Below are 26,630 nucleotides of genomic sequence, written 5' to 3'. Positions count from 1 at the left end.
CATGAGCGAGAACACCGCCCACCACGCCGACCGTTCCCCCCACGCCGGTCTCGAGGCACTCATCGAGGTCTCCGGCCTGACGATGAGCTACGGCCCGACCCGCGCCCTCGACGAGCTGACCATGACACTGCGGCCCGGCCGGATCGTGGGGCTGCTCGGCGAGAACGGCTGCGGCAAGACGACACTGCTCAAGATCCTCGCCGGCGTGCTGTCCGGATACTCGGGCGACGTGCGCATAGCCGGCCATGCCCCGGGCCCCGAGTCCAAGGCGCTCGTGTCCTTCCTGCCGGACACCAGCTTCCTGCCCGATTCCGCCCGGGTGACCTACTGTCTGGGCCTCTACAACGACTTCTTCGCAGACTTCCAGCTCGAGAAGGCGCGCGATCTCATCGGCTTCTTCGGCCTGAGCGAGACCTCGCGACTCAAGGAGATGTCCAAGGGTATGCGTGAGAAGGTGCAGATCGCGCTCGCCATGTCCCGTGACGCCCGCGTCTACCTGCTGGACGAGCCGATCTCGGGCGTCGACCCGGCCGCGCGCGACCTGATCGTGGACGGCATCGTGCGCAACCTCTCGGAGGACTCGCTGCTGCTGATCTCCACCCACCTCGTGCACGACCTCGAGCCGATCCTCGACGCCGCGGTGATGATGCGCCACGGCCGGGTGCTCCTGCAGGGCGATGCCGACGACCTGCGCCAGAACCACTCCGCCAGCCTCGACCAGATCTTCAAGGAGACGTACCGATGACCACCACACTGCTCAAGCACGAGTGGCTGCGTACGCGCGGGGCACTCGGCATGTACTTCGGCATCACCGTCCTGGTGGGGCTCTTCGGAAGCCTGCTCGGCGCGTCGGGCTGGTCGGTGTTGTCCGTGCTCGGGCTGCTGCTCGCTTTCCTCGCGGTGTTCGTGCTGGTGCCAGGCGTCCAGCTCCTGCTCGTCGCCGATTATTGGCGGTCGGGCTACGGGCGGACCGGGTACTTCACGCAGTCGATCCCGGTGCGCGGTGCCACCATCTTCCGGGCGAAACTCCTCTGGGCGGTGCTCGTCTCGCTCGCCGCTGTCGTACTCACCGCCCTGCTCGGCTGGGTCGTGTGGTGGGCCGTGGCGATCAACTCGGGTGTCACATCGCCGTCGGTCGCGGTGATCGGCGACATCATGGCGGACCTCGCGGAGATCGCGCCCGCCTGGATGATCGTCGCGGGTGCGATTCTGATGCTCGCCTCGTTCCTGGTGTGGCCGATCTACTACTACTTCGCCGTCTCCGTCGGCCACGAGAACCGGTTCGCCGGAATGGGTGCCGCAGGCCCGATCGTGGTGTTCGTCGTGCTTTACGTCGGCATGCAGGTGGCGTCCCTCCTCGGAATGGTCGCGATCCCGCTCGGCATCGGGATGGAGGGCGACCGCCTGGGGCTGGTCTCGTTCAACGTCCTGGACGAGATGACCGTGGGCACCGCCACCAGCGAGGCGATGCCCATCGGGTTCCTGGCGACCATGGGGCTCATCCTGGTGTTCTGCGCCTGGCGCACGGTTCGATCCTGGAATCACAAGGTCGCCCTGCGCTGATTCGACCTGCGCTGATTCGACCTGCGCTGACCCGTGCGTTGGCCGGTCCCGTCATCGCCGAGAGCGTTCCGCCCGCATCGCCCGAGAGGGGAGTGCGCGGAACGCTCTTCGCGTTGCTGGGGCGTCAGTCGCGCAGCGCGTAGACCTGCGCGGCGACCGCGCCGCCCTCGTCCAGCCGGGCCTCTACCGTCACCCGGGAGTACTCGTCTCCCTCGAACTCGTCGAGCATGGTCCACTGCTCGACGAGGTCGTCTGACGAGAACACGAAGCCCGCGACCTCGCCTCCCGAGCCCAGGACGATGCCGGGAAACCCGTGACTCGCGCCCCAGCCGCGCTCGTATAGTGAGCCGCTGATCGTCGCCGGCCGCCAGGTCCCCGGCACATCAGCCAGGACGTGCGCGTTCGGCCGACCCGGCGCAAGGGTTCCGTAGACGAACAGGTGCTCGGGCATCGGGGTCTCCTCCTGTTGCAGGCCGGCCGTTGCGATCACTCTGCCACCACCGCCCAGCCGCTGGTCATCTCGGTGAGGAACTCCGGAAGCCGCCGCAGGATCCGGTTCTGCTCGGCCCGCTCGCGAAACACCACGCCGAGCACCTGCTCCGCCTCCGCGGGCCGGTCCTGGACCAGCTCGCGATAGCGCGGCACGAGATCCTGCTCGATGTACTCCCAGCGCGGCCCGCGGTCAGCCCAGTTGAACGCCGGCAACGGGGTGTGGGCGGTCATCGGCCGCCCGTCCACCTCCGCCTGTACGGTCAGCGGCCGGAACTGCCCGAGACTACGGGCGCCGGGGATGTCGGGGCTGCCCCCGACGGTCGTGATGTAGGTCAGCACGCGCCCCACATCATCGCGGCCCGCCGCGGTGTCGTCCCATTGGTCGGCGATGATCTGGTTCTGCTCGCGCGATGCCATCCGTACCAGCACCTCGGCCAGGTTCGCGGGACCACCGGCGTCGACCATGCGCCAGGCGTCGACCACGTACTCGTCATAGGCTCCGCCGGCCGCGAGCTCCTCGACGGCGGGCAACCCCTCGGCGGCGTACGCCTCGTGCGCGGGGATCATGTCCATGAAGATGTGCCGCTGCATCACCAACAGGCGGTGCAGGTACCAGTCGATGTCCGCGCGGGTGAGCGTGGGACCGACCGTGGCCAGCAGTCGGACATCCTCGGGCATCTCGCGTGCGAGTTCCCACGGAAGGTCGTGGAGCGCGCCGCCGACGGCGGTGCCCAGTTGGTGCACGGCCGGTACGGTGAGCAGCTGTCCGACCTCCTCGAGATCCCAGAAGCCGGCGGCGAACGACATCCCCGCGAGCCCGGCCATCCCCGTCCAGAAGTAGTCGTCGCGCGAGTTCGCCAGCCGCAGGTAGTTCACGTACACCTTGTCGACGTTCTCGAGGTTGGCGGCGAGCCCGCGCTCAGGCACCCAGTGTTGTAGGTCGATCCCGGCTTTCTCGGCACCCACCGCGAGCCAGTACTGGCGCGCGAGCGTGGCGTAGCGCGCGGGGTCGACTCCCGACGCGCGTGCGCGGTCGAGCATCGGCCGCAACGTCGCGCTGTCAGTGGGAAGGGACGAGGCGAAGCCGCCCCCCCGCTCCCCGTGAGGATTGTCCTCGACCACGTCGAGCGGGGCCGCGGTCGGCGCCGAGTAGGGGACCGGTGGGTCCCCGGCCGCTGCCGGCGCGGCTCCGACTGTCGCCACCATCGCGACGACGACGAGCTTCGCCACCCACACCCCGGCCACTCCGGCCATGTGACCACCACCCCGCATCTGTATTGGATGTCACATATATCCCATGCGGGGGCGGCTGTGGCTGTGTTCACGCGAGATCGGAGGTCGCGAGGCGTGGGATCGCGCGGCGGACTGCGGTCAGTCGGTGCCGTTCGCCAGGAGCCCGTAGAGCCGTTTGCGTAGTGCGACGAGCTCGTCGGTGGCCGCGGCCCCGATCGTCTCATCGCCCGTCTGGACCACGGCGCGAACCGCCATCGCGGCATCGCCGAAGGCCTTCCACAGCTCCGCATTCCCGCCGAGCCGCGAGGCGGCCTCCTCCGTGGCGTCGTCCCAGGGGGCCGGGCGGTCCGCCAGCTCGTCGACCTCGGCGCGGCCGGCCTCGGTGAGCTGGTAGTGCTTGGGCCCTGCGTCCTCGGCGGGGCCGATCAGTCCCTCGTCCTCGAGGAGGGCGAGGGCCGGGTACACAGCCCCGGAGCTGGGCCGCCAGGTTCCGCCGCTACGCTCCGCGAGCTGGCGGATGATGCCGTAGCCGTTCATGGGGCCCTCCGCGAGGAGCAGCAGTGCACCATGGCGAACGTCTCCGCGGCGCCGTCGCCTGGACGGCCCGCGGCGCCCACCGTGGCCCTCGCCGAACCGGCCCGCGCCACCGAAGGGGCCTTCGGGTCCGAACGGCCCGCCGGGGCCGAACGGGCCGCCCGGGCCGAATGGCCCACCGGGTCCGAAGGGACCGCCGGGGCCCCCGTGCTCACCGTGGCCGTGCGGCCGCCCGTGCCCGTGGCCATGGCCACGGCCGCCGCGGCGTGGGTGGCCGCCCCGGCGGTGGCCGGCGAATCCGCCTCCATCGCCGTGTTCGGACGGGCCGAAGCCCTCCGGGTTGAACATGACGTCGTTGCTTCGCATCGAACGTCTCCTCTCGTGTTCTGGGTGCCCTGGTGGCACCCGGCTGGACACGAGTATCAACGACTATCATAAGAATGTCAACGACATATCGTTAAATGGCGTCAGCGGGATTGGTTGCCGGAACGGGCGGGACAGTATCCGCCTGCGGGAACAAGCGACGATGACCGTGCGTTAACCATCTACGAGTGATTCGTCGGTATCCCGGCGGGGCCTCTCGACAACCGACCTCCCCCGACACACCCGAAGGGACCCCGATGCGCAAGAGCAGCAACCCGGTCTTCAGCTCACTGTCAGAGTCGAGCGCCAAGGGCGCCACACAGTTCGGTGGCGCCGGGCAGGCCGCCTTCCAGCAGGGTCAGTATGGCCAGCAGGGCTTCGGCGCGCAGCCCGGCTATGCGGCACAGCAGCCGCAGTTCGCCACCGACGACCGCCCCATGACGATCGACGACGTCGTTTCCAAGACCGGGATCACCCTGGGCGTCATCGGCGTGATCGGCATCATCGCCTACTGGCTGTCGATCTCGGCGGGATTGGCCATGCCGCTGCTGCTCGTCGGCGGCATCGGCGGGTTCATCACCGTTCTGGTCGCCACCTTCGGCCGCAAGATGGACTCCGCGCCCGTCACCCTGGTCTACGCGGCGTTCGAGGGCCTGTTCATCGGCGCCGTCTCGCACGTGTTCACCATGGATATCGCGGGTGCCAGCGCCGGGGTCGTGATCGGCCAGGCCGTACTCGGCACGTTCGGCGTGTTCGCCGGCATGCTGTTCGTCTACAAGACCGGCGCCGTCCGCGTGACCCCCAAGTTCACGCGCTTCATGACCGCCGCGATCATCGGCGTCCTGGTACTCATGCTCGGCAACTTCGTCGGCGCGATGTTCTTCGGCTTCAACCCGCTGCGTGACGGCGGCACCATCGCGATCATCTTCTCGCTGGTGTGCATCGGCCTCGCCGCGTTCAGCTTCCTGATGGACTTCGACAATGCCGACCGCCTCGTGCGCGCCGGAGCCCCCGCGAAGATGGCCTGGGGCGTCGCCCTCGGTCTGGCCGTGACCCTGGTCTGGCTGTACATCGAGATCCTGCGCCTGATGAGCTACTTCCGCGACTGACCTCGTACGCGGCCGGCGATCCAGCTCGGAGCTCGGCTCCGGCCCGGACGAATCCACGGCCCCGGCCCCTTCGTGAGGGGGCTGGGGCCGTGCGCCATTTCACGGGAGGCCTTGCGTTCGAGCGGTGGCCTGGGTGCTTCGGCTGCGTCTCACGGGCGGCCTCGGCAGCGCGGCTGACGACACCACGGCCGACGGCCGAGGGGAGCGGCCCCGGCCCCCTCGAGACAGGGAGACGGGGCCGCTGTCATGTGCCGCGCGCAGCGTGACCGGCAGCGATTCGATACAACGAAAAGAGCGTTCCGCTCACGCATTCTCGGGAAACGTGAGCGGAACGCTCTTCGCGATGGCGGGTCGCAGGTTGCCCGCCGCGCTGGGGATCAGCTGAGGCGCTCGAGCACCATCGCCATGCCCTGGCCGCCGCCGACACACATGGTCTCGACGCCGAACTGCTTGTCCTCGGCCTGCAGGTTGTTGATGAGCGACGCGGTGATGCGGGCGCCGGTCATGCCGAACGGGTGGCCCAGCGCGATGGCGCCACCGTTGACGTTGAGCTTGTCCTCCTCGATGCCGAGCTCACGGGCCGAGCCGAGCACCTGGACGGCGAACGCCTCGTTGATCTCGAACAGGTCGATGTCGGAGATCTGCTTGCCGGCGATCTTCAGGGCGTTCTTGACGGCCTGGATCGGCCCGAGGCCCATGATCTCGGGCGACAGGCCGGACACGCCGGTGGAGACGACACGCGCGAGCGGGGTGAGGCCGAGCTCCTTGGCCTTGGTGTCGGACATGATCACCAGGGCGGCGGCGCCGTCGTTGAGCGGGCAGCAGTTGCCGGCCGCGACGGTGCCGTCGGGACGGAAGACCGGCTTGAGCTGCGAGATCTTCTCGTAGGTGGTGCCGGGCCGCGGGCCGTCGTCAGCGGTGACGACGGTGCCGTCGGGCATGGTCACCGGGGTGATCTCGTTGGCGAAGTGGCCACGCTCGACGGCCTCGACGGCGCGGTTCTGCGACCGCACGCCCCAGTGGTCCTGCTCCTCGCGGGTGATGCCGGTGATCTGGGCGACGTTCTCGGCGGTCTGGCCCATCGGGATGTATACGTCCGGCAGGATGCCCTGGTCGCGCGGGTCGGTCCATACGTCGGCGCCGCCCTCGGCGCGCTTGGCGGTGCGGGCCTCGGCGTCGGCGAAGATCGGGTTGTGGGTGTTCGGGATGTGGTCCGAGGTGCCGTACTGGAAGTTGGAGACGGTCTCCACACCGGCGGAGATGAACACGTCGCCCTCGCCGGCCTTGATCGCGTGCAGCGCCATACGGGTGGTCTGCAGCGACGACGAGCAGTAGCGGTTGACGGTGGTGCCGGGGACGGTGTCCATGCCGGCGAGCACCGAGACGACGCGGGCCATATTGAAGCCCTGCTGACCGCCGGGCAGACCGTTGCCCAGCATCAGGTCGTCGATCTGGGTGGGGTCGAGCTCGGGCACCTTGGCCAGGGCCGCCTTGACCATCTGGGCGGTGAGGTCATCCGAACGGATGCCCACGAGGGAACCCTTGTTGGCGCGTCCGATGGGAGAACGGGCGTAAGAGACGATCACGGCTTCCGGCATGGAAGGCTCCTTCTTTGTCAGGTGAGTGCTCTGTATCTGGTGAGAGCACCGTGCGGTCGGGTCAGTCTGCGGGACCAGGGTCCTCCCGCGCGGGGCGGGCCAACCTGAGGATGCGGCTCCGGCGTCGGAGGGTGTCCGCGGCCTCGCGGGCGTCCCCCGTGTTCTCCGGGTCACCGTCCACGTTCTCATTATGCAGGAACGTGTTCTCGTCCTGATCGCCCGCGTCCTCGTGGTTGCGGACGAAGTCGGTCAAACGCGTGGTGAGCCGGGCGACCACGGAGTCGCGGTGCGGGCCGGCCTCGGCGGCGGCCTCGGTCTCGGTCAGCGCCGCGGCGGCCTCCTCGGCGCCCTGCGGCGCCGACTCCTCGGGCGCCTCGTCCCACACGCCGAGCGCCACGCACACCGCGGGCAGCAGCAGGCCTGCGGAGAGTTCGTAACCAGCCGAGTTGGGGTGGAAGCGATCGGGGGAGAACAGGCTCTCGCCGCGTCGGTGGAACTCGGGCGCCAGGGTCTCGGCCAGGGACACGGGCACGCCCCCGGCCTTGCGGACCTGGACGGCCTGCGCGGACGCCAGTCGCCGGCTGAGGGTGGCCATGACCGAACGCAGCGGCTGGGGGACCGGCTTGATGATCCCCAGGTCCGGGCAGGTGCCCACCACCACGTGTGAGCCCCCCTCGCGTAGCGCGTGCACGGCCTCACCGACGCGCCGCGCCGACGGGCCGATCCCGTTGCGTGCGGTGATGTCGTTGCCGCCGACGAGGATCACGGAGATGTCCGGGTCGCCGTGGGCGATCTGCATGGCCTCCACCTGGCCGGGCAGGCCCTTGGAGGTGGCGCCGACGATCGCCTTGATGCTCAGCCGCACGTCCAAGCCCGATTCCTCGGCCAGGCCGCGCGCGATCAGCACGCCGGGCAGCTCGGCGGCCGAGTCGGCGCCCAGGCCGGCGGCGAGCGAGTCGCCGAACACCATCATGTGGACGTCGCACTCCATGCCGGGCCGCCACGGCTCGGGCGTCGCGGCGCCGGGCCGGTAGAGACCGTCACCCTCGAAGGGGCGACCGGTGGGCTTGGGGATCACGCGGCGTGCGATCCGCGCCTGCTGCGCCAGGACCTCGTAGGCGCCGCGGTAGGCACCGACCGTCCCCACGGCCACCAGCGCGAGGCTCACCACGAGGCGGCGGGCCGGATCGTCGGTCTCGCTCATCGCGCGTGTCGTCTCCCCTCGCGGATCTGGGTCGCGGTGTGGTGGTGAACCGCGGTGTGGTGCCGGGCTCCGGTGCGGTGGCGCGCGGCCGGGGCCGCCGGTGTGGCCGCGAGCGCCCGGGCCTGCTGTGCCAGTTCGACGATAGCCCGGCGGCTCTGCGCGGGGCCCCCGGACAGGTCGACGGGGTACTCGACGATCGAGATGTCGGTGTGGACGATCCGCCGCGGTTGCGGAGCGTCGTCGCGGCGCTGCGCCGGGTAGACGAGGTAGGCCCGGCCCACGCCGAGTGCGGTACAGGCGGCCAGGAGCCGGTAGTGCTCGGCGGCACGGGCCCGCCGGTCGGTGGGGTAGGTGGCGACGAACGTGGTGACCGGGTCGCCGTCGACCTCGTAGACCAGGCCGGTGCGCACGGAGATGTGGTCGCCGTCGTCGGCGGGCGCGCGGTGTCGGCCGGGGGCGGCGCGGTGGCGCCCCGCGCTGCCTTCGTCGGTTCCGTCCCCGGCCACGCCCGTGTCGTCGGTGTCCGCCTCGGTTCCGGATGACAGGTCGACGACGGGGTTCTGCAGCAGACGCCCACCGTGACCGTGCAGCGCGGCGGTCAACTCGGATTCCACGAAGCGCTCGAACAGGGCCGGCATCTCGGTCACGAACGCGGCCGAGGAGGCGTGTCCGTCCTCGACCTCCACCGAGATACGTCGAACGATCCGGTCCGCCAGCGCGAGTGCGTCCTGGTAGCGGGCGTTGAGCCGCGACGGCGTCCAGGCGGGCACCGGCGCCCCCTGTGGGATGAGCGAGGCGTCGGCCAGTCGGGCGTCGACCATCGCCAGGCGGCGCCGGGTGTTGTCCGGCAGGTCCGGCAGGAATTGCAGTCGATGCGCGGCGGTGCGCAGGATCCGGTTCTCGGCGATATCCGGGGTGAACTCCGAGTACGAGACCTCGAGCGGAATCGCCATGCCCGGCCGGCGGCGGATCTGGTCGCCCAGGCGGATCCGTCCCCGCACGGTCGTGAGCGACTCGTCGACGCGGCGGTACCCGCGCAGCAGTCCGGGAGCCAATGCCTGGTGCGCCAACCGGGCCATGGACTCGGCGACGGAGACCCACAGCTCGTCGTCGTCACGTGCCTGGACGGCCGACGGCAGGAAGGCGTCGTCGGCCGCGTGGTCCAGGAGGAAGAACAGCTGGGTCAGCCCCAGGCTCGCGGCGGGCATGACCCGCACGGACAGCCCCTCGACGCGCACCGAGCCCACGGCCCCGCTGGGGATCAGACGCCAGGTGTCGCGACCGGCGGGCAGGACCTCCACCAGTCGCGTCTGGGAGAGGTGGTGGGCACCCTCCCAGCTCAGGGTGACGAGCTTTCCGCGGCGGTCGAACTCGTCGAACTCGAGGGCCAGAGACGTCGCCGCCGAGCCCGTCGAGGGTGCGGTCATGCCCGGCCGATCTTCCGGCGCAGCGCCGCCAGACCGAACCGTTCATGGACCTCCGCGCGGGTGAGGCGACCGTAGTAGTGCTCCTCGAGCAGGGGGAGCAGGTCGAAGCGCCAGATGGCCTCCAGGCCTCCGGGCTCGGTGGCCTCGTCCTTCATGAAATACGAGGGGCCGATGCGTAGGTCGCGGTCCGAGTCGTCCATCTCCGAGTTGAGCGCCTCGAGCAGGTCTGCCGGCTCCGTGCTCGCGTCGCGCGCCTCGAGGTGCCGGCGAAGCACGCCCGCGACCGGCGGGGTGTCGGGGTGCAGTTCCATGAACGCGAACCGACGGCGGATGGCGGCGTCGACCATCGCGATGGACCGGTCCGCGGTGTTCATGGTGCCGATGATGAACAGGTTGCGCGGCAGCCGGAACGAGGTGTCCGGGCTGTACTGCGGCAACACGGTGCGGTCGCGATACTCGAGAAGGAAGTACATCTCGCCGAACACGCGCGCCAGGTCCGCGCGGTTCATCTCGTCGATGATGAGGAAGCTCGGGTGGTCCCGCCCGGACTCGGACGTCGCACGCGCGGCCTGCCGGCGCAGCGGGCCCGCCTGCAGCGCGAAGCCCGGCTGGCCGGACTCGGTGAGCGTGGGGCGGTAGCCCTCGAAGAAGTCCTCGTAGGCGTAGCTGGGGTGGAACTGCACCAGCTGGACCCGGCTCGGGTCGTCGGCGCCGGCCAGGAACCGCGCCAGCTCCTGGGCGAGGTAGGTCTTACCGGTGCCGGGCGGGCCGTAGAACACGATCTGTTGCCGTGACTGCAGAGTGTCGACGATCTCCTGCAGCTCCTCGCGGGGCATGTGCAGGCCGTCGGCCAACTCGTCGGTCACCGCGGGCAGTGTGGGCACGGCGCCGGCGGCGGGAGCCTCGGCGATCGCGGACTCGGAGGAGTGGCTCCCCGGGTGCATGGCCGACAGCAGCGCGTCGAGCCCGTCGGTGAGGTCCACGACGGTTCCGGGTTCGCCGATCAACTCCGACAGGGGGCTGGGCAGCGAGTCGAGGTCGAGGGTGACCTCGCTCCACAGCACCGACCGCTCGAGTTGCTGGCCGCCGTCCTCCACGTATCCGAGATCGTCGGTCAGCGTGCCCAGCTGCAGCCGGGCGTCGGCGACGGTGGCCACCACGTCCTGCGGGCTCATCCGGGACAGGAAGGTGTGCAGTTCGGCGGTGAGTTGGAAACGGGCCTGGTAGTCGAGGTGCGGGTACCCCTGCTCGACTGCCTGGGAGACCTCGAGGCGACTGGCGTGGGCCGGGATCCGCGGGAGATGGGAGGCGGGCAGGGCGATGCGGTTCTGCGTCACCCACTGGCCGGCCTGCCCGACCCCGCCGCGGCCCGGGCGCACTAGCCAGGCCCGCCGGGAGTGGTCGTCGCGGTGCCGCTGCCACTGGTTGGCCACCGAGCCCCGGTACCAGTCGACCGGTTGGCCGAGTTGGGCGGACAGGACCTCGGAGATCCGGTGCAGGTCCTGGTCGATGTCCAGCTCGTCGATTCCGGACGGGCCGCTGATGAGGTCGGCGAAGGCGTCGCGGATGCGGGTCTTGTGCTCGTGCTTGACGATCGGCTGGAAGTGGCCGGGCCACACCAGGTATTGCAGGCTGTAACGGATCGCCCGCCAGTCGCCGGGCGTGGAGCGGGCGGCGCGCTGGAACTCCCACGGGTCGCTGAGCGCGGCGTCGCGGACCGAGGAATCGAGCTCCGCCCAGTGGATGATGAACGAGCACAGCCAACGCAGGTGCTCGCGCATCTGGACGTTGAAGCCCAGCCCGCCGGTCAGCGGTCCCCGCTCGGTGAGCACCTCGTCCAGGTCCGCGGGGATCTCCGGGGGGTTCTCGGTCCACGACAGGACATCGCGGACGCGACCCCGCTTGAGGCGGGCCGTCACCGTGGACAGCGGCAACTGTTGGATGTAGAGCAGCTCGGCGGCCAGCAGCACGACGGGCCGTGGCGCGCCCTCGAGCTGGTCGTGCAACGCCTGCATGACGGGAGAGCGCATGGATTCGCCCGCCGACTCGTCCGGATCGGCGTCGAGTCGGCGGGCGAGCTCCTCGGCGACCTCAGGGGTCCACGTGTACAGGTCGTCCTCGAACGGCGACAGGCCTGTGCGCAGCGCCGGACCCAGAACCCGCCCGGCCGCCGCTTCGATCTTCGGCGCGGGGCCGAGGGGCCTGTCGTGGGAACCGTCTGACACGTGGAACTCCTGCTACACCGGCGCGGAATCGGGTCCGATCATCCGGCCCGACATTCGTGAAAAACCTACCACCGGGAGGCGGTCGGAGACCGTCAGCTCTGGTAAGGCTCCGCGGTCACGACGGTGACGGACACGGTCTTGCCGTTGGGTGCGGTGTACTCGCGGGTCTCGCCGACCTTGGCGCCGAGGATGTTCTTGCCGAGCGGCGACTCCGGGGAGTAGATCTCCAGGTCGTCCTTGCCGGAGCCCTCCCCGCGGGTGCCGATGAGGAAGGTCTCCTTGGTGTCCTCGTTGCCGTTGTAGTAGGCGCGGACGACGGATCCGATGAGCGCGACGCCGGACTCGGTGGGGGCCTCACCGACCTGGGCGTTGGCCAGCAGGTCGTCGATCGTGCGGATCCGGGCCTCTTCCTGGCCCTGCTGTTCGCGCGCGGCGTGGTAGCCGGCGTTCTCCTTGAGGTCGCCCTCCTCGCGCCGCTCGTTGATCTCGGCGGCGATCAGGGGGCGGTTCGCGATGAGCGCCTCCTTCTCGGCCGAGAGGCGGTCGTACGAGTCCTGGGTCAGCCAGTGGACCTGGGTGTCGTTCGCCATGGGGCGCACTCCAATCTGTGTTTCGCCGTGCAGGTAACAAAAACACGGCCCCGCCAAAGGGAGCCGTGCTGATGCAACCGATGCTAACACAGGGGCGGGCGCCCAACGGGCTAGCGCCGCAGGTAGTCGGGGATGTCGTTGCCACACCCGTACACGTCGCCCATGTACGCGCGCCCGGTCGTGGCGATCTCGGCATCGACCTGCACGGTGCCGTTGTCGGACGGGGGGACGTAGACCTCACGGCGGCCGAGTTCGCCCTTGGACTGGTCCTGCGCGCGGACGATGCAGTAGGCGGCCTCGCCCGGGTCGTCGCGGGTGACGGTCATCGACATGCGCATGGACTGCTCGTCGATCACCTCGACGCCGATCACCTCGCTGGTGATGGAGGGCGTGGCGTTGAGGCGGTAGATGGTGAACCCACCGGCCACCAGGAGCGCGAGGACGAGCGCCACGAGGAACCCGGCGACGACCTTGCCCATGAACCCGGACCGCTCGTCTACCCCGTCGTATCGCCCCTCGGGGAGGGCAGGGGGACGCGGCGACGTGGCGTCCGACCTCGGCTCACTCATGCCCCCAGGGTATCGGGGGCGGGTCGGCGGGGCCGCCCGGGGGCATCTCCGGCGCGGACGACCCTAGAATGGGGCGGTCACACTAGCGCGAGCACAGAACGGCAGGTGCCACGATGGCCGGTCTCCGGCTGATGGCGGTTCACGCCCATCCCGACGACGAGGCGTCCAAGGGGGCCGCGACCATGGCCAGGTACGCGGCCGAGGGTGTCCGTGTCCTGGTGGAGACCTGCACCGGGGGTGAGCGTGGCGACATCCTCAACCCGGCGATGGACCGCCCGGACATCACCGCGGACCTTCCCGCCGTGCGGCGCCGCGAGATGGCGCGCGCGGCCGACATCCTGGGCGTCGACCAGCATTGGTTGGGGTTCGTGGACTCGGGGTTGCCCGAGGGTGACCCCCTGCCGCCGCTGCCCGAGGGATGTTTCGCCCTGGTCGACGACGACGAGGCGACCGAGGCCCTGGTCCGCAGGATCCGGGAGTTCCGGCCGCACGTGATGATCACCTACGACGAGAACGGTGGATATCCCCACCCGGATCATCTGAAGGTGCATTCGGCGTCGATGGCCGCCTACGAGGCCGCCGCCGATCCCGCCCGCTATCCGGAAGCCGGCGAGCCGTGGGCGATCGCCAAGGTCTACTACACACACGGCTTTCCCAAGAGCCGCCTGCAGCTGCTGGACGACGAGTTGTACGCCCGCGACGGGGTCCGCCACTTCGAGGAGTTCCTGTCGCGCTGGGGTGACCGTCCGGACATCATGGAGCGGGTCACCACGCGCGTGGAGTGTGCGGGCTACTTCGAACAGCGCAACTCGGCGCTGTTGGCGCATGCCACCCAGATCGACCCCAACGGCTGGTTCTTCGCGGCCCCGGTGGAGATGCAGCAGCGGGTCTGGCCGACCGAGGAGTTCGAGCTGGCCGCCAGCCGTGTGGGCTCGCCGGAGCTCGGTGAGGGACAATACGAGGCAGACCTGTTCGAGGGCGTCGACCCGCACGTCGACCTGCCCGTCGGACCGAGCACGAGTGAGGACCCGCGATGATCACCCTGGGGCCCGACGTCCAGATTCTGGCGTACGAGTCGGCGATGGTGCTGGCGCAGAACCAGTCGCCGGGCACGCCCGGGTACAACGACAACCCGCTCGGACCGGAGTTCGGTAAGGCATCGCCGATCGGCATCCCGATCGTACTGCTCCTGCTGATCGCCACGATCCTGTTGATCCGCAACATGAACAAGCACATCAAGGGTCTGCCGGAGAGCTTCGACGCCGAGCACCCGGAGCCGGATCAGCTCGCCGACGAGGGCACGGACCGGTCCGGGGTTCCCATCGACGACCCGGACGGGGCTTCGGACCTCCGCTGAGCTCCGTCACCGTGAGCCGGGACCCGCTCGGCATATGAGCGACCACCCGCTGACGGGTGCCCCGCCTGGCCAATGGGCGGAGTCTGATTCCTGATCACCGGTGTTCAGCGGTAGCGTCTCATCACGTGAAAACCGGTTTAGCACCTCTCGGTCGTGTGTCCGCAGGCCTGCTTGTCATCGCGCTCGCCTTTCCGGCGCCCGCCGGTGCGCGCACTGTCATCGGGGCGACCCCGCTGGGGATGGCGGACGAGATCGGGTTCCGCGAGCGCACCGACGAGGTCGCCTTCCCGATCCCGGTGCCGAAAGGGCTGACCCCGCAGACGTTGGCCGGCACGGTACAGACGCCCGTCGACCTGGACAGCGGCCACCTCGAGGCGTGGTCAGGGGATCTGCTGTTGGCCCGACTCGCCGTCGACGGCGCCAGCGAATTCATGCCCGTCGAGATCCCGCTCGACCGGGCCCGCGTACGCGACGGCGTGGCCGACGTGACGCTGCGGACTGTGCTCACCTCCAAGGGCGAGGCGTGCCCGGACTGGACCGAGCGATCGTTGGAGCTGCGTGACAGCGAGGTGATCTTCGACGGCGAGCCCGAGGTACCGCGCGTTCTGGCGGATTTCATCCCGCCGGTGTTGGAACGGCTCGAGATCTACCTGCCCACCAATCCGAGCACGGTCGAGTCGGAGGCGGCCGCTGAGCTGGCGCTCGCCGCGTCGGCCCGGTTCGGCCCCCGCGATCTCGAGGTGGCGGTCCTGCCCGCCGACGGCGTCCGGGCCACGTCCGCCTCCCCGTTCACCCGGCGGGTGGAGATGCGGGAGGACCCGCAGACCCGGATCACGCTGGTCGACGCCCCGGTGCCCACTGTCGAGATCGTCGGCGACGCCAGCACCCTGGCCCACCAGGCGCGGTCGGTGTCGTCGGACCTGCGGGATCTGGCGATCACCGATTCCGTCACCGTCGAGTCGAACCTACCGGCGCCGCGGGCGCTGATCACCGCGGCGACGCTGGACGAGTTGGGAACCGGCCCGGTCTCCTCCCGAGGAGTGGGGACGGTGACCGCGACGTTCGGGCTCGACCAGACGCGTCTGGCGACGGTCGCGGGCGACGTCACCCTCGAACTGTCGGGTGTGTACTCCCCGCCGCCGTCCGAGCGCAGCGGGCTGGTGGTGGTGGACGCGGGCGGCACGGTGATCGACTCGTGGGTGGCGGACCAGTCCGGGCTGATCGACCGGACGGTCGTCGTCCCGGCTGGCGTCCTGGGCCGCTACACCGACGTCTCCGTGTCGCTGCAGACCTCCGGCGCCGGCGCCGCGTGCGGGGTCGTGCAGCCGCTGAGCATGGTCGTCTCCGGAGATTCCGTCCTCCGGATCGGCGAATCCGGTTCGCCGGCGCCCCGCGGCTTCGACTCGATGCCCCAGGCGATGATGCCGCGGGTGCAGGTGGCCACCGGCTCCGCGTCACTCGACGACACCCGGCGGGCGATAACCATCCTGGCGGAGCTGCAGGCGCTCTCGGCCAGTCTGCTGCGACCGGAGTGGGTGACAGTCGAGAAGCTCACCGAAGGCGAGGCACCGGGGCTGCTGGTGTCCTCCGACGGCGCCGCGGACGGACTGCCGCTGCCACTGGAGTTGACCGGCGGCCGCACACTCGAGGTGGTGGGCACCGAAAACGGTGAGTCGGCGACCATGCAGTTCTCCGAGGACATCGATTTCGCGTCCCTTCAGGTGGTGGAGGACGCCGACCGCGCCATCCTGGTCGCCTCGACCTCGTCGGGGTCCGGCGAGCTCGACCGCACCCTCGAGTGGCTGTCGGCCGATCCGGACCGTTGGGCCGGACTGCGCGGTGACGTCCTGTTCACCGCCCCGGGCAGGGAGCCGATCCAGCTGTCGACCGCTGAGGCCACCGGTACGGTCGGCGCCGACGAGGACAGCGGGTCGGCAACGGTGCGGACCGCGCTGATCGTCGGGTCGGTGGCCGCGGTCGCCGGGATCGCGCTCGCCGGGATCGCCTGGCTGGCGACCGGTCGCGGCCGCTCCCGCCGCCGGCCGTGACGCCGCGCACCTCCGCGGTCGCCGAGTCCACCGCGCGGGGAGTTCTTCTCCTGACGCTCGTCGTTCTCGCGTTCTGGTCGACCTGGGGGCGGGTCGCAGACGAGACCGCCGTGGGGGCGGGCAGCGCGGTGGTGTTAGCCCCACCGCTCGGCGGGCTGCTCACCGTGAGCGCGCTCGCGTGGCGTCGCCGACCCGAGCTGCCGATCCACGACCGCCAGAGCGATGCGATCGTCGGCACGGTCGTCCTCCTCATCGCCCTGATGAGTCAGTGGCTGCTCGTCCCGCGTTACGCCGGTGCGTACGTGCTGCTGCATGTCGACGTGATGGCGGCGTGGGCGTATCTGCTGGGCTGCTGCATCTTCGCCTTCGGACTCCGCCGCACAGGCCGCTTCTGGGCGACGTGGCTCGTTCTGGCGGTGGCCTCTCCGGGTGCGATGCGTCTGGTCATGTACCTCCTCGGCGGTGGGCCGTGGGCGGAGGCCGCGGTGGTGGCCACAGTCGTGTTCGCCGGCCCGGTCGTCGTCATCGTCCGCGGCGTCCGGCGGGGTCGACCGTCCGCCCGCGTGCAGTGGGCCGGGCCCGCGGTCACCGCCCGCCAGGCCTGGCGTAGCGTCCCACTGCTGCTCGTGGTCGGCGTGGCCCTGTGGCTCGCCCCACTGCCGGGCGGCGCGGAGACCCGACTCGGCCACGGGCCGTCCGGCCCCGCCGGGCCCGGGCAGAACGTCCCCGCCGGGTGGACCGAACGGTCGGTGCAGGACTTCCAGTGGGCGCCGCGCATGTTCGGCCCGTCCGCGACCCTCTACCGCCAGCTGCTGCGCGCCGATGCCCCGCGCGCCGACTGGGACCAGCTGATGCGGCCCCGACAGGCGGTGGTGCAGACCCTCACCGTGTCCGATCCCGGACAGCTCGACGTCTACCCGCTGGAGATGACCTACGACCTGACCAACGCTCGAGTGGGGGACCCGGAGCCCGTCGACCTGGGCCACGGGATCACCGGCCGGTACCGCACGGTGGTCGACGACGACCGGCTCCTCACCTGGAGCCTGCTGACGTTCACCTGGACCCGTTCGTCCGACCACGTCCAACGGGTCTCGGTCCTCACCGTGGACGACCACGAGTACGACGCGGAGTTCCCCGAGACCGTCCACGTGGCCGGTTCGACGTTCGGGCGGATGCTGTCCCTGCTGCTGCGCGGATCGGCGTCGGTCACCGCCAGCGGCCCCCAGGACAAGGATCTCGCGATGCTCACGGAACTCGGCACCAACCTGGTGGAGGCACAGTGGCAGACGCAGTGATCCCGGCCCCGGCCCCGGATGAGCAGGCCCGGAGCGACGCGGCCCTGCACGACTCCGTACACGGGCTCCGGGAGCGCGATCCGCTGGCCTCGGCGGCGGTGCCGTTCGTGCCCTGGCAGAAGTGGGTGGGCGCCGTGGCCGTCGTCGTCCTGGTCGTCGCGCTGGTGGCGGCGACCACCGGCACGCTCATCATCCTCACCGCGTTGTGCACGGTCGCCTACCTCGTCACACTCGCCGACCGGGTCCTCCTGCTCTCCCGCGGGCTGGCGCGCGACGCGATCATGACGATCCCGGATGACCGGGCCCGCTCGGTGCCGGACGCGGACCTGCCCCGCTACACGGTGCTCGTGCCGGCCTACAACGAGCCGGAGGTGATCGGCGACCTCATCGGCGCGATGGACGCGATCGACTACCCGGCCGACAAGCTCGAGGTGCTCCTCCTGCTCGAGGCCGACGACGAGGTGACGATCGACGCCGCCGAGGCCGCCGGTCTGGGCGAGGTGTGCACGATCCTGCGGATCCCGCCCGCCCAACCGCGCACCAAGCCCAAGGCGTGCAACTACGCCCTGCACTACGCGACGGGCGAGATCATCACGATCTTCGACGCCGAGGACCGGCCCGACCCGCTCCAACTGCGCCGGGTCGTAGCGGCACTGGCCGATCTCGACCACGACGTGGCCTGCGTGCAGGCCAAGCTGGCCTTCCACAACGGGTCGCAGAACATGCTCGCCGCCTGGTTCACCGCCGACTACGCACTGTGGTTCAACTTCCTGCTGCCCGGCCTGATGCGGTCGGACTCACCGATCCCGCTCGGCGGCACCTCTAACCACATCCGCGCCGACGTGCTCTCGGAGATCGGGGCGTGGGATCCGCACAACGTCACCGAGGACGCCGACCTGGGCGTGCGGATCGCCGCCCGCGGCTATCGCACGGCCGTGCTCGACTCCACCACTCTCGAGGAGGCCAACCCCGACCCCATCAACTGGATCCGGCAGCGTTCCCGCTGGTACAAGGGGTACCTGCAGACGTGGCTGGTGCACATGCGCCGGCCGGTCGCGCTGTGGCGGACCCTCGGCACGGTGGGCATGTTCCGATTCACCACGTTGCTCGCCGGCACGCCGGTGATCGCCTGCCTGAACATGGTGTTCTGGCTGGTGACCCTGTCGTGGATCCTCGGCCAGCCCGCTCTCGTCGCCCAGGTGTTCCCGGCGTACGTCTACTTCCCGGCGCTGGTCTGCCTGGTGCTCGGCAACGCCACGATCCTGTACTCGAACCTCGTCGCCGTCCGGGAGACCGAGAACCCGCGACTGTGGTGGGCCTGTCTTACCGTGCCGCTGTACTGGCTGCTCATGTCGGTCGCTGCCATCAAGGGCACCTACCAACTGTTCGCCAACCCCTCCTACTGGGAGAAGACCGTCCACGGGTTGGCGTCATGAGGTCGCGTTCCCTGCACATCCCGCGCGCCACGCCGCTGTTCCTGCTCGCAGCCGCGGGCTATCTCGCCGTCGGCCTGTACCTCGCGCTGGGCGTGGGCTACCTGCAGGGCGACGCGCTGAGCCGCGTCGCGGACACCCGCGCCGCGCTGCTCTCCCGCGACCCACACCTGGCCGCGATCGGGTTCATCTTCACCCCGCTCACCGCGCTGGCTCAGCTCCCGCTGGTGTGGCTGTCCGAGTGGTTCCCGCAGCTCACCCGCTGGGGTCTCACCTCGATCGCCGTGAGCGCACCGGCAATGGCGGGGGCGGTAGTGCAGGTCCAAGCCATCGCCCGTGAGCGCCGCTGCCCCGCCTGGATGACGTGGCTGCTCACGGCGGCCTTCGCCCTGCACCCGATGATCATCTACTACGGGGCGAACGGGATGAGCGAGGCGCTGTTCGTGTTCTTCGTCGTGTGGGCGGTACGTCGACTGGTCCGGTGGATGACCACCGACGACGTGCACGACCTCATCGTCGCGGGCCTCGCCCTCGGCCTGGCCTACCTGACCCGTTACGACGCCCTCGCCGCCACGGGCACGGCCACGCTGCTCGTGGCTGCCGTCGCGTGGTACCGCAGCCGGCGCGGTGCGGTGGCGGTGCTCGACGGCCTCCTCGTGGCGGCGCCCACCGTGCTGGCGTTTGTGGTGTGGTCGGCCACCAGCTGGCTCATCACCGGCAGCGCGCTGGCCCAGTTCTCCTCCCGCTACGGCAATGCGGCGATTCTCGAGCAATCCGGCGGCGGCTCGGCGGGCGGACTCGAAGCGATCGCGTTCTCCGCGGCCGAGATCATCGTGACGGCGCCGGCTCTGGCCCTGGTGGGCGTGGTCTGCGTGACCCTCGCCGCGCGCCGACGCGATCCGGAGCCGCTCGCCCTGCTGCTCCCGCTGGCCGTCCTGGCGTTCGCCACCCTCGCCTACCTGCGGGGACTGACGTTCCCGTTCCTGCGGTTCTACATCATCGCGGTGCCTCTGCTCGTGCTGTGCGCGGTGTTCCTCGCGCCCCGACACGGCCGGATGCGGGCCCGGCGGCCCGGCCCACGACCCGTCGACCGCGCGGACGACCCCTCCCGGTGGACGGCCCCGGTGTCGGCCATCGCGGTCCTCGCCGTCGTCGCCGGTCTCCCCGTCTCCGCTGCGGCGATGCTCTCCCCGGAGCTCTCCCAGGAACAACACGCCCTCCACGCCGCGATCCTGCCCCGGCTCGGATACTCGGACCCCGAGCTCCGCCGCGAACAGGAGGCGATCATCGCCTCGTTCGACACCGAGCGTCGCATCGCCGAGTATCTCGATTCGCTCGGCCTGGATGACGGATCGGTCATCCTGGACACCATGCAGGGGTTCCCGATCATCGCTTCCACCAGCCACCCGCAGACGTACGTCATCCCCTCGGACCGGGACTTCGTCACCGCCCTCAACGATCCGGGCGCCCACGGCATCGAGTACCTGCTCACCGTCCCCGACGAGGGGCGCGGCGCCGCCGACGCACTCAACCTGCGCTACCCGACGATCTACGAAAACGGCTCAGGCTTCGCGTCGCTGGAGGCGGAGGTCGTCAACTCCGGACACGACAGGCCTACCTGGCGCCTGTGGCGGGTGGTCGGATCGTGAGGCGTACCGCCGTGTGGTCGGCCGCCCGCCGCGCCGGGACGGTGGGGTTGCTCGCCGCTCTGGCGGCGGTGTTGTCGGGGTCGTCGTGCGCGCCGCCGCAGCCGCCGCGGGGCGAGCCCCGGGCGGCCCCCCGCGCGACGGCCGTGGGTTCGGTCCTGTTCCTGGACGGGCGGCCGTGGTGGCCGACCGGGCTCAACGCCTACCAGCTGGCCACCGACTGGGGTATCAACGCGGGATGTGGTGCCGAGGTCGACCTGGACGCCTACTTTTCTGCGCTGCCGGACCGGTCCCTGACCCGCTTCAACGCCTTCCAGAACCTTGCGGTCAACAAACACACGGGTGAGTTGGACTTCACCACCATCGACCGGGTCGTGGCCGCCGCCGAGCGCCACGACCAGATGATCCTGCCGGTACTCGCCGGCCAGGACGGGGCGTGTGACGACGAGGTGTTCAAACAGCGGGACTGGTACCTCGGCGGGTGGACCCGGCCGGGCGCGCTTCCGCTGAGCCACCGCGACTGGGTGGCCGCAGCCGTGGGGCGCTGGTCCGGATCGCCGGTGATCGCGGCCTGGGAGCCGGTGGGGGAGCCGGAGCCGTCGGTCTGTAGCGGCGACGACTGCTCGCTCGCCGCACGTACCTGCCCCGCGGATTCCGACCGGGTCCTCCGTGAGTGGACCGACGAGGTGGGCCGGGTGATCCGTGGACAGGATCCGGGTCGGCTCATCACCGCCGGCGTGATCGGCGGCGACCAGTGCGGCATCGCCGGCGACGGGTACACGCTGCTCGCCGACTCGCCGTTCGTCGACGTGCTCCAGTACCACGACTACGACGACGCCGCCTGGCTGCCGCAGCGTCTCGACGAGGTCGACGCCCCGGTCCTGGTGGCCGAGGTCGGGCTACGCGCGGGCAGCTGCAACCCGCTCGACGGGCGGGCCGACCGGTTGGCCGCGCGTCTGGACGGGTATCGGACCGTCGGCGCCGCGGGCGCGATGTTGTGGGCGTTCGTCCCCGATCCGCGCCCGGACGAGTGCACATTCGACATCGGTCCCGGCGATCCGATCCTCGCGCACGCGGCGATGCAGCCCGGCCTCGGCTGAGCTGATCAGCGACCCAACAGATCTCCCATGGGCACGAAGTCGCCGAACTCGTCGTCGTCGGTCCTTCGTCCCCGACCCGCGTCGGCGCGGGTGGGTGCCACGGCGCCGGCTGTCACGCCGGCGAAGCGCAACATGTAGTCACCCAACTCGGTTCCGACGCGCGCCGTCCGCGAGGCCAGTGAGTTCTCGTCGGCGGCGGTGGTGACCGCGCCGAAGTCCTCGCTCGCGGCGAACACCGTGGTGGGCACGACGTCGGCCTTGAGGTAGGCGAACATCGGCCGCAGCGCGTAGTCGATCGCCAGCGAGTGTCGTGCGGTGCCGCCGGTCGCGCCGAGCGCCACGGGGACGCCGGTGAGGGTGCCCGGTTCGATCACGTCGAACAGTGCCTTGAACAGGCCCGAGTACGACTGGTTGTAGGTCGGCGTCACCGCGATCACGCCGTCGGCGCGTCCGATCTCCTCCACTGCGACCTTGAGTTTGTCGCCGGGGAACCGCGTGAAGGTGGCGTCGACGATCTCGTGCGCGAGCTCCCGCACCTCCAGGACCGTCACGTGGACGTCCTGGCCGTGCCGCGCCAGCGCGTCACGTGTGGCCTTGGTGAGCTGGTCGGCGAGCATCCTGGTGCTGGAGGGCACCGAGGTTCCCGCGGCGACGACGACGAGGTTCAGCGGCCGTTCGCCGGCGGGGCTGGTGGCGTGGGTGTTCACTTGCTCTCCTTCCCGGCCTGCGACTGCTCGAGGCGGGTCTGGTTGCGGCGATCGCGGGCCAGGGACTGCTCCTGGGCGCGTTGACCGCCCTCGACGGTCAGGCCCGTCCAGTTGTCGCCGGTGCCGAAGCGGTAGGCGTCGTCGTAGGCGGGCTCGCCGGACGCGGCCAGTTCGGCGTCGCGGGCGGCGACCCGGCCGGCGTGTGTGGGGCCGTCCGGCACGTGGGCCGGGCGCAGGGCGTCCAGCTCGCGGCGCAGGGCGGGCACGATCTCGGTGCCGAGGATCTCAATCTGCTCGAGGACCGTCTTCCGCGGCAGGCCGGCGTGGTCGACCAGGAACATCTGGCGCTGATAGTCGCCGACGTGCTCGCGCATCGTCATGTAGCGGTCGATGATCTGCTGCGGCGAGCCCACCGTGAGCGGGGTCTGTGCGGTGAAGTCCTCCATCGACGGGCCGTGGCCGTAGACGGGGGCGTTATCGAAGTAGGGGCGGAACTCGTTGACGGCGTCCTGGCTGTTGGCGCGGGCGAAGAACTGCCCGCCCAGTCCGACGATCGCCTGGTCGGCGGAGCCGTGTCCGTAGTGCTCGTAGCGGCGACGGTACAGCTCAACCATCTGCTTGGTGTGGCTGATCGGCCAGAAGATGTTGTTGTGGAAGAAGCCGTCACCGTAGAAGGCGGCCTGCTCGGCGATCTGCGGGGAGCGGATCGAGCCGTGCCACACGAACGGGGCCACGCCGTCGAGCGGGCGCGGGGTCGAGGTGAACTGCTGGAGCGGCGTGCGGAACTTGCCCTCCCAGTCCACGACGTCCTCGTTCCAGAGTCGGTGGAGCAGTTCGTAGTTCTCGATGGCCAGCGGCAGGCCCTGGCGGATGTCTTGGCCGAACCACGGGTACACCGGGCCGGTGTTGCCGCGGCCCATCGTCAGGTCCACCCGGCCGCCGGCCAGGTGCTGGAGCATGGCGTAGTCCTCGGCGATCTTCACCGGGTCGTTGGTGGTGATCAGCGTGGTGGCCGTCGAGAGGATGATCTCGGAGGTCCTGCCGGCGATGTAGCCGAGCGTCGTGGTGGGGGAGGACGTGACGAACGGCGGGTTGTGATGCTCGCCCAGCGCGAAGACGTCCAGGCCGACCTGCTCCGCCTGTACCGCGTACTCGACCATCGCCTCCAATCGCTCGTGCTCTGTGGGTATCGCGCCCGTGAGCGGGTCCGGCGTGATGTCGGCGATGCTGAAGATTCCGAACTGCATGGTGATGGCCTCTCGTTTAGTCTGTCCTGATCTGCCTGGGGCGTCGGCCCCATTCTAACTTGCTGACATGTCAAACAAAAGGACGCGGTCGGGTATTCCCGGTCACCTGATGGCTTGCGCTCCGGAACCCCGTCCGGTCTAGAAACGGGTCATTTATGCTGTTGGCGGCAGTGCTGGTGCCCCGGCGCGGCCACGAACCCCTCATGTAGCGCGAGTCCTCGGGCGTCCCCTCCCTCTCTAGTGCGCGTGCAGCGCCTCCGCGCCGTCTTCGCCGCCCTCACCCCGCCCGGGTTCTCCAGCTGCCGGGCGAACTGGCAAAGGACTACCGATGACCGGGCATTATCTGACTGTCTCGACGACCTCGGCGAGCGACGCGGGGGAGACCTCGTGACGGAATGGATCGTTCGCCGGTGGGCTCGTTTCGGGCACGACAGGTTGTACGCCGCCACTCCCGGTGGCGCTGATCTGGGCTATCTCGACATGAGGACGGGACGTTTCCACTCCGATGACATGTCGAACCGGCCGCTGCTGCGAGCGGCGATAGGGGAGCACTTCGACACCGTCGACACGCGCGCCCGAAACGGTCGGTCCGCGGCTGGTCTGGTGTCACCCGCGCCCGCGCCGCCGGCCAGAAGCTGGCATGACCTCGCTGATGTGCGCGCCGGAGCCGCGGCCCGCGAGCGTGCGCTGGCCGAACGCCGGGCTCAGGGTCGGCTACGACACCTGTTGTCCCGGCTCGTCGATGCGAACACGACTGAGCGCGCCTGGCGAATCGGTGCCGATGGTGAAGAGGCCGTCGCCGAACAACTCTCTCGCGCCGGGGCCGATTGGCGAGTCCTGCACGCTGTCCGGGTCGGGGATCGCGGTACCGATATCGACCACATCGTGATCGGCCCCGGTGGCGTGTTCACCGTGAACACGAAACACCACCCGAAGGCGGCCGTGTGGGTGGGCGGAGACACGGTGATGATCAACGGGCGCAGGGTCCCGTACGTACGCAACAGTCGCTATGAGGCCACGCGGGCGTCGCGCATGCTCGGGGAGCGAGTGGGCTTTCCCGTTCCGGTCACCGGGCTGATCGTCGTGGTGGGCGCCCGCCGCGGTTTCACGGTCAGGGCGCAGCCGACCGATGGCACGGTCGTGGTGGTGCCGCGGAGGGGTGTCGGCCGGTACCTACGATCCCAGCCCCAGCGTAAGGGTCTGCGGAGATCGATGCGATCCATGAGGTGGCCCGGCGTTCGGACACGTGGCAGCGCTGAGCATGCCGAGCGGGTGGGCGTGCGCTCAAGCGGAGCGGGGATCGCCGCCGACGTCCTCGTGGGAGGGCGGCGCGCCACACGAGGAGCTCCGGCGGTATTGCCGGTCGGCTCCCGGGGGATTAGTGACGTGGTTGTCCTCGGCGATGAGGTGTGCGACGTGTTCTCGCCATTGATGTTCAAGTATCTGGTCGCGGGCGCGGGCGAGTGGGCCGCCGGGGAGCGTTCGGTACTCGTGGCCGGAGCCTGTGATGATGATCAGCTCGCCGAGTGGGCCTGGTCGGTAGGCGTTGCGGCCGAATGTCTTCTCGCGATGGTGCTTGCGGCATAGGCAGAGCAGGTTCCACTCGGCTGTCGGGCCGCCTAGGGCGGGGTTCAACTGGTCGAACGCCAGGATATGGTCGACGTCGCAGTCTTTCGCGTCGACAGTGCAACCCGGGTGCCGGCAGGTGCCGTCACGAAGACGGATGCGTTCGGCGAGCGCCGCACTGATGACATACTTCAGGGCCGCTTCGGGAGAGTCGAGCGCGCCGGGGGCGGGGTCGACCACCTCGAAGCGCACCTTCGAGTCGCCGCTCGCTAGCAGCTGCTCGCACAGCCAGTCGAAGCTGGCGTACGCGCCTCGGACGAACTCGACCAGGTTGGGTAGGCCCTGCGCACGACCGTCGATGACGGAGATGCGGACCGGTGAGTCGGCGGCCCACGGGCTGCCGGTCGTCTCGTCGCCGAGCGGGTCGCACACATCATTCGTGGTGGGGTCGCCGAGCGCGCACAGCGCGTCCGCTCGAAGCTGGTCCCGGGTACGCGGGTGGAGGGCATCCAGTGCGGCCTGGGCGGCCGAGTCGATCCGACGGCGGAGCTTCTCGGCATCAGCTGAGGGCAGACTCGCCCACATGGTGGTCATGCCGTTGGGCGCCGGGCGGAAACGGACTTTACGCTGTTCATAAGCGGCGGCGACCGCGTCTTCGCGAGATCCCGGGTCATGTTTGGTCAGCGCCGCATCGACGATCGCATCCAGGGCGGTGCGGCTGGGTCTGCTGCCGCCGTCGAGTGCCCGGCCCAGCCTGCGGACCACGTCGGATTCCACGGAACGCACGATCCGGTCGGGCACTACGGCCAGTCGACAAGCGGTGTCGATGGCGAGCTGCTCGGGGAACAGGCCGTGGGAGACGGAGTCGCGGAGAAGTCGAAGGCGAGTGTGGAGCTGTACGCCGGCGGAAACGAGCCGGGCAGCGTGCCAGCTGGTCAGGCACATTGCGGCGGACAACTCGTTCCTGGCGCGGTCGGCGGGTTCCAGTCGGGCGAACGCCGGACGTGCCGCGGTCTTCTCGGCTTCGTCGGTTCTGCGGAAGGCCTCGACGAGGCGGAAAGCGGCCTCCAGGCGCGTGGCCCCGGCGAGGTTCTGTGCCTTCGTGGCGTGTCGGGCGGCGTCGCTCACCGCATCGGGATCGAGCTCGTCGACGGGGTCCGGGACCGCGCGGAGCGGGCCGGTGGACCCAGGCCTCGTCATGGCCATGCTCACCGCCTCCTCGTCGGTCGAACCGTGACATCGAACGTATGAACTAGTGTAAACGAGGGTGTCGATTGGATCAAGTGTTCGATTGATTGTTCCCTGGCCCCTGTGGCTTCTGCCG

Annotated in this window: 23 protein-coding genes and 1 pseudogene; 12 read left to right on the top strand and 12 right to left on the bottom strand. The window is 70.0% G+C overall.

From position 1 onward, the window contains the following. Position 1 precedes the first annotated feature (1 nt). Both K3888_RS13060 and K3888_RS13055 read left to right on the top strand, forming a co-directional pair. The gene (locus tag K3888_RS13060) at positions 2-745 is read left to right on the top strand and encodes an ABC transporter ATP-binding protein (RefSeq protein ID WP_230930708.1); all 744 of its coding nucleotides are present in this window, start codon (positions 2-4) and stop codon (positions 743-745) included. After that, a complete protein-coding gene (locus K3888_RS13055; protein ID WP_230930707.1) occupies positions 742-1,563 on the top strand; it encodes a hypothetical protein in 822 nt (273 codons plus the stop codon). Before K3888_RS13060 ends, K3888_RS13055 begins: the two co-directional genes overlap by 4 nt. Before the next feature lie 124 nt (positions 1,564-1,687). Here the strand turns inward: K3888_RS13055 and K3888_RS13050 are convergent, their stop codons facing one another. The 3 genes from K3888_RS13050 to K3888_RS13040 form a co-directional block, all read right to left on the bottom strand. Further along, positions 1,688-2,014 (bottom strand): gamma-glutamylcyclotransferase family protein, encoded by a 327-nt coding sequence (locus K3888_RS13050; protein WP_230930706.1) that lies wholly within the window; start codon positions 2,012-2,014, stop codon positions 1,688-1,690. Between the two features lie 35 nt (positions 2,015-2,049). Continuing rightward, positions 2,050-3,309: a hypothetical protein gene (locus K3888_RS13045; protein ID WP_230930705.1), complete on the bottom strand. Its 1,260-nt coding sequence runs from the start codon at positions 3,307-3,309 to the stop codon at positions 2,050-2,052. Positions 3,310-3,426: 117 nt separating this feature from the next. Continuing rightward, a complete protein-coding gene (locus K3888_RS13040) occupies positions 3,427-4,188 on the bottom strand; it encodes a PadR family transcriptional regulator (protein WP_230930704.1) in 762 nt (253 codons plus the stop codon). A 254-nt stretch (positions 4,189-4,442) separates the two neighbouring features. Here K3888_RS13040 and K3888_RS13035 point away from each other — a divergent pair, with 254 nt between their 5' ends. Further along, positions 4,443-5,294, top strand: a complete 852-nt coding sequence (locus tag K3888_RS13035) for a Bax inhibitor-1/YccA family protein (protein WP_230930703.1) — start codon at positions 4,443-4,445, stop codon at positions 5,292-5,294. 377 nt (positions 5,295-5,671) lie between these two features. On the opposite strand, the gene K3888_RS13030 is transcribed toward K3888_RS13035, so the two are convergent. The 6 genes from K3888_RS13030 to K3888_RS13005 form a co-directional block, all read right to left on the bottom strand. Next, positions 5,672-6,892, bottom strand: a complete 1,221-nt coding sequence (locus K3888_RS13030) for an acetyl-CoA C-acetyltransferase (protein WP_230930702.1) — start codon at positions 6,890-6,892, stop codon at positions 5,672-5,674. A gap of 61 nt (positions 6,893-6,953) precedes the next feature. Further along, positions 6,954-8,096 carry an SGNH/GDSL hydrolase family protein gene (locus K3888_RS13025; protein ID WP_230930701.1) on the bottom strand — a complete coding sequence of 381 codons (1,143 nt, stop codon included), beginning with the start codon at positions 8,094-8,096 and terminating at the stop codon, positions 6,954-6,956. Then, positions 8,093-9,523, bottom strand: a complete 1,431-nt coding sequence (locus K3888_RS13020; RefSeq protein ID WP_230930700.1) for an McrC family protein — start codon at positions 9,521-9,523, stop codon at positions 8,093-8,095. The genes K3888_RS13025 and K3888_RS13020 overlap by 4 nt, the downstream gene beginning before the upstream one ends. Continuing rightward, positions 9,520-11,748: an McrB family protein gene (locus K3888_RS13015; RefSeq protein ID WP_230930699.1), complete on the bottom strand. Its 2,229-nt coding sequence runs from the start codon at positions 11,746-11,748 to the stop codon at positions 9,520-9,522. Before K3888_RS13015 ends, K3888_RS13020 begins: the two co-directional genes overlap by 4 nt. 92 nt (positions 11,749-11,840) lie before the next feature. Further along, positions 11,841-12,338 carry a transcription elongation factor GreA gene (gene greA, locus K3888_RS13010; RefSeq protein WP_230930698.1) on the bottom strand — a complete coding sequence of 166 codons (498 nt, stop codon included), beginning with the start codon at positions 12,336-12,338 and terminating at the stop codon, positions 11,841-11,843. A gap of 110 nt (positions 12,339-12,448) precedes the next feature. Continuing rightward, positions 12,449-12,907 carry a DUF4307 domain-containing protein gene (locus K3888_RS13005; RefSeq protein ID WP_230930697.1) on the bottom strand — a complete coding sequence of 153 codons (459 nt, stop codon included), beginning with the start codon at positions 12,905-12,907 and terminating at the stop codon, positions 12,449-12,451. A 113-nt stretch (positions 12,908-13,020) separates the two neighbouring features. Between K3888_RS13005 and mca the strand changes: the two genes are divergently transcribed. The 7 genes from mca to K3888_RS12970 all read left to right on the top strand — a co-directional run bounded on the left by mca (position 13,021) and on the right by K3888_RS12970 (position 21,786). Next, a complete protein-coding gene (gene mca, locus K3888_RS13000; protein WP_230930696.1) occupies positions 13,021-13,944 on the top strand; it encodes a mycothiol conjugate amidase Mca in 924 nt (307 codons plus the stop codon). Beyond that, positions 13,941-14,264, top strand: coding sequence for a hypothetical protein (locus tag K3888_RS12995; protein WP_230930695.1), 324 nt, complete (start codon positions 13,941-13,943; stop codon positions 14,262-14,264). The genes mca and K3888_RS12995 overlap by 4 nt, the downstream gene beginning before the upstream one ends. Before the next feature lie 155 nt (positions 14,265-14,419). Next, complete coding sequence (locus K3888_RS12990; protein WP_230930694.1) at positions 14,420-16,312, top strand: hypothetical protein; 1,893 nt, start codon at positions 14,420-14,422, stop codon at positions 16,310-16,312. Beyond that, a complete protein-coding gene (locus tag K3888_RS12985; protein ID WP_230930693.1) occupies positions 16,309-17,607 on the top strand; it encodes an exosortase/archaeosortase family protein in 1,299 nt (432 codons plus the stop codon). The genes K3888_RS12990 and K3888_RS12985 overlap by 4 nt, the downstream gene beginning before the upstream one ends. Beyond that, positions 17,592-19,043 (top strand): glycosyltransferase, encoded by a 1,452-nt coding sequence (locus K3888_RS12980; protein WP_230930692.1) that lies wholly within the window; start codon positions 17,592-17,594, stop codon positions 19,041-19,043. Before K3888_RS12985 ends, K3888_RS12980 begins: the two co-directional genes overlap by 16 nt. After that, on the top strand, positions 19,040-20,689 hold the full coding sequence (locus K3888_RS12975) for an ABC transporter (RefSeq protein ID WP_230930691.1): 1,650 nt from the start codon (positions 19,040-19,042) through the stop codon (positions 20,687-20,689). Before K3888_RS12980 ends, K3888_RS12975 begins: the two co-directional genes overlap by 4 nt. Continuing rightward, positions 20,686-21,786 carry a beta-mannosidase gene (locus K3888_RS12970; RefSeq protein WP_230930690.1) on the top strand — a complete coding sequence of 367 codons (1,101 nt, stop codon included), beginning with the start codon at positions 20,686-20,688 and terminating at the stop codon, positions 21,784-21,786. The genes K3888_RS12975 and K3888_RS12970 overlap by 4 nt, the downstream gene beginning before the upstream one ends. A gap of 5 nt (positions 21,787-21,791) precedes the next feature. Here the strand turns inward: K3888_RS12970 and K3888_RS12965 are convergent, their stop codons facing one another. After that, entirely contained in the window at positions 21,792-22,493 is a 702-nt protein-coding gene (locus K3888_RS12965; protein ID WP_230930689.1) for a CE1759 family FMN reductase, read from the bottom strand. After that, the gene (locus K3888_RS12960; RefSeq protein ID WP_230930688.1) at positions 22,490-23,740 is read right to left on the bottom strand and encodes an LLM class flavin-dependent oxidoreductase; all 1,251 of its coding nucleotides are present in this window, start codon (positions 23,738-23,740) and stop codon (positions 22,490-22,492) included. The genes K3888_RS12965 and K3888_RS12960 overlap by 4 nt, the downstream gene beginning before the upstream one ends. 640 nt (positions 23,741-24,380) lie before the next feature. Between K3888_RS12960 and K3888_RS17895 the strand changes: the two genes are divergently transcribed. Both K3888_RS17895 and K3888_RS17890 read left to right on the top strand, forming a co-directional pair. Further along, complete coding sequence (locus K3888_RS17895) at positions 24,381-24,629, top strand: hypothetical protein (protein ID WP_230930745.1); 249 nt, start codon at positions 24,381-24,383, stop codon at positions 24,627-24,629. After that, positions 24,512-24,766, top strand: a pseudogene (locus K3888_RS17890) (nuclease-related domain-containing protein); the annotation flags it as partial. The gene K3888_RS17895 and the pseudogene K3888_RS17890, both read left to right, overlap by 118 nt. A 258-nt stretch (positions 24,767-25,024) precedes the next feature. On the opposite strand, the gene K3888_RS12945 reads toward K3888_RS17890, so the two are convergent. After that, positions 25,025-26,512, bottom strand: a complete 1,488-nt coding sequence (locus tag K3888_RS12945) for an HNH endonuclease signature motif containing protein (protein WP_230930687.1) — start codon at positions 26,510-26,512, stop codon at positions 25,025-25,027. Positions 26,513-26,630: the final 118 nt, after the last annotated feature.

This window comes from Dietzia aurantiaca (assembly GCF_021033825.1).
Taxonomy (GTDB): domain Bacteria; phylum Actinomycetota; class Actinomycetes; order Mycobacteriales; family Mycobacteriaceae; genus Dietzia; species Dietzia aurantiaca.
This window is presented reverse-complemented; position numbering and strand designations above follow the sequence as displayed.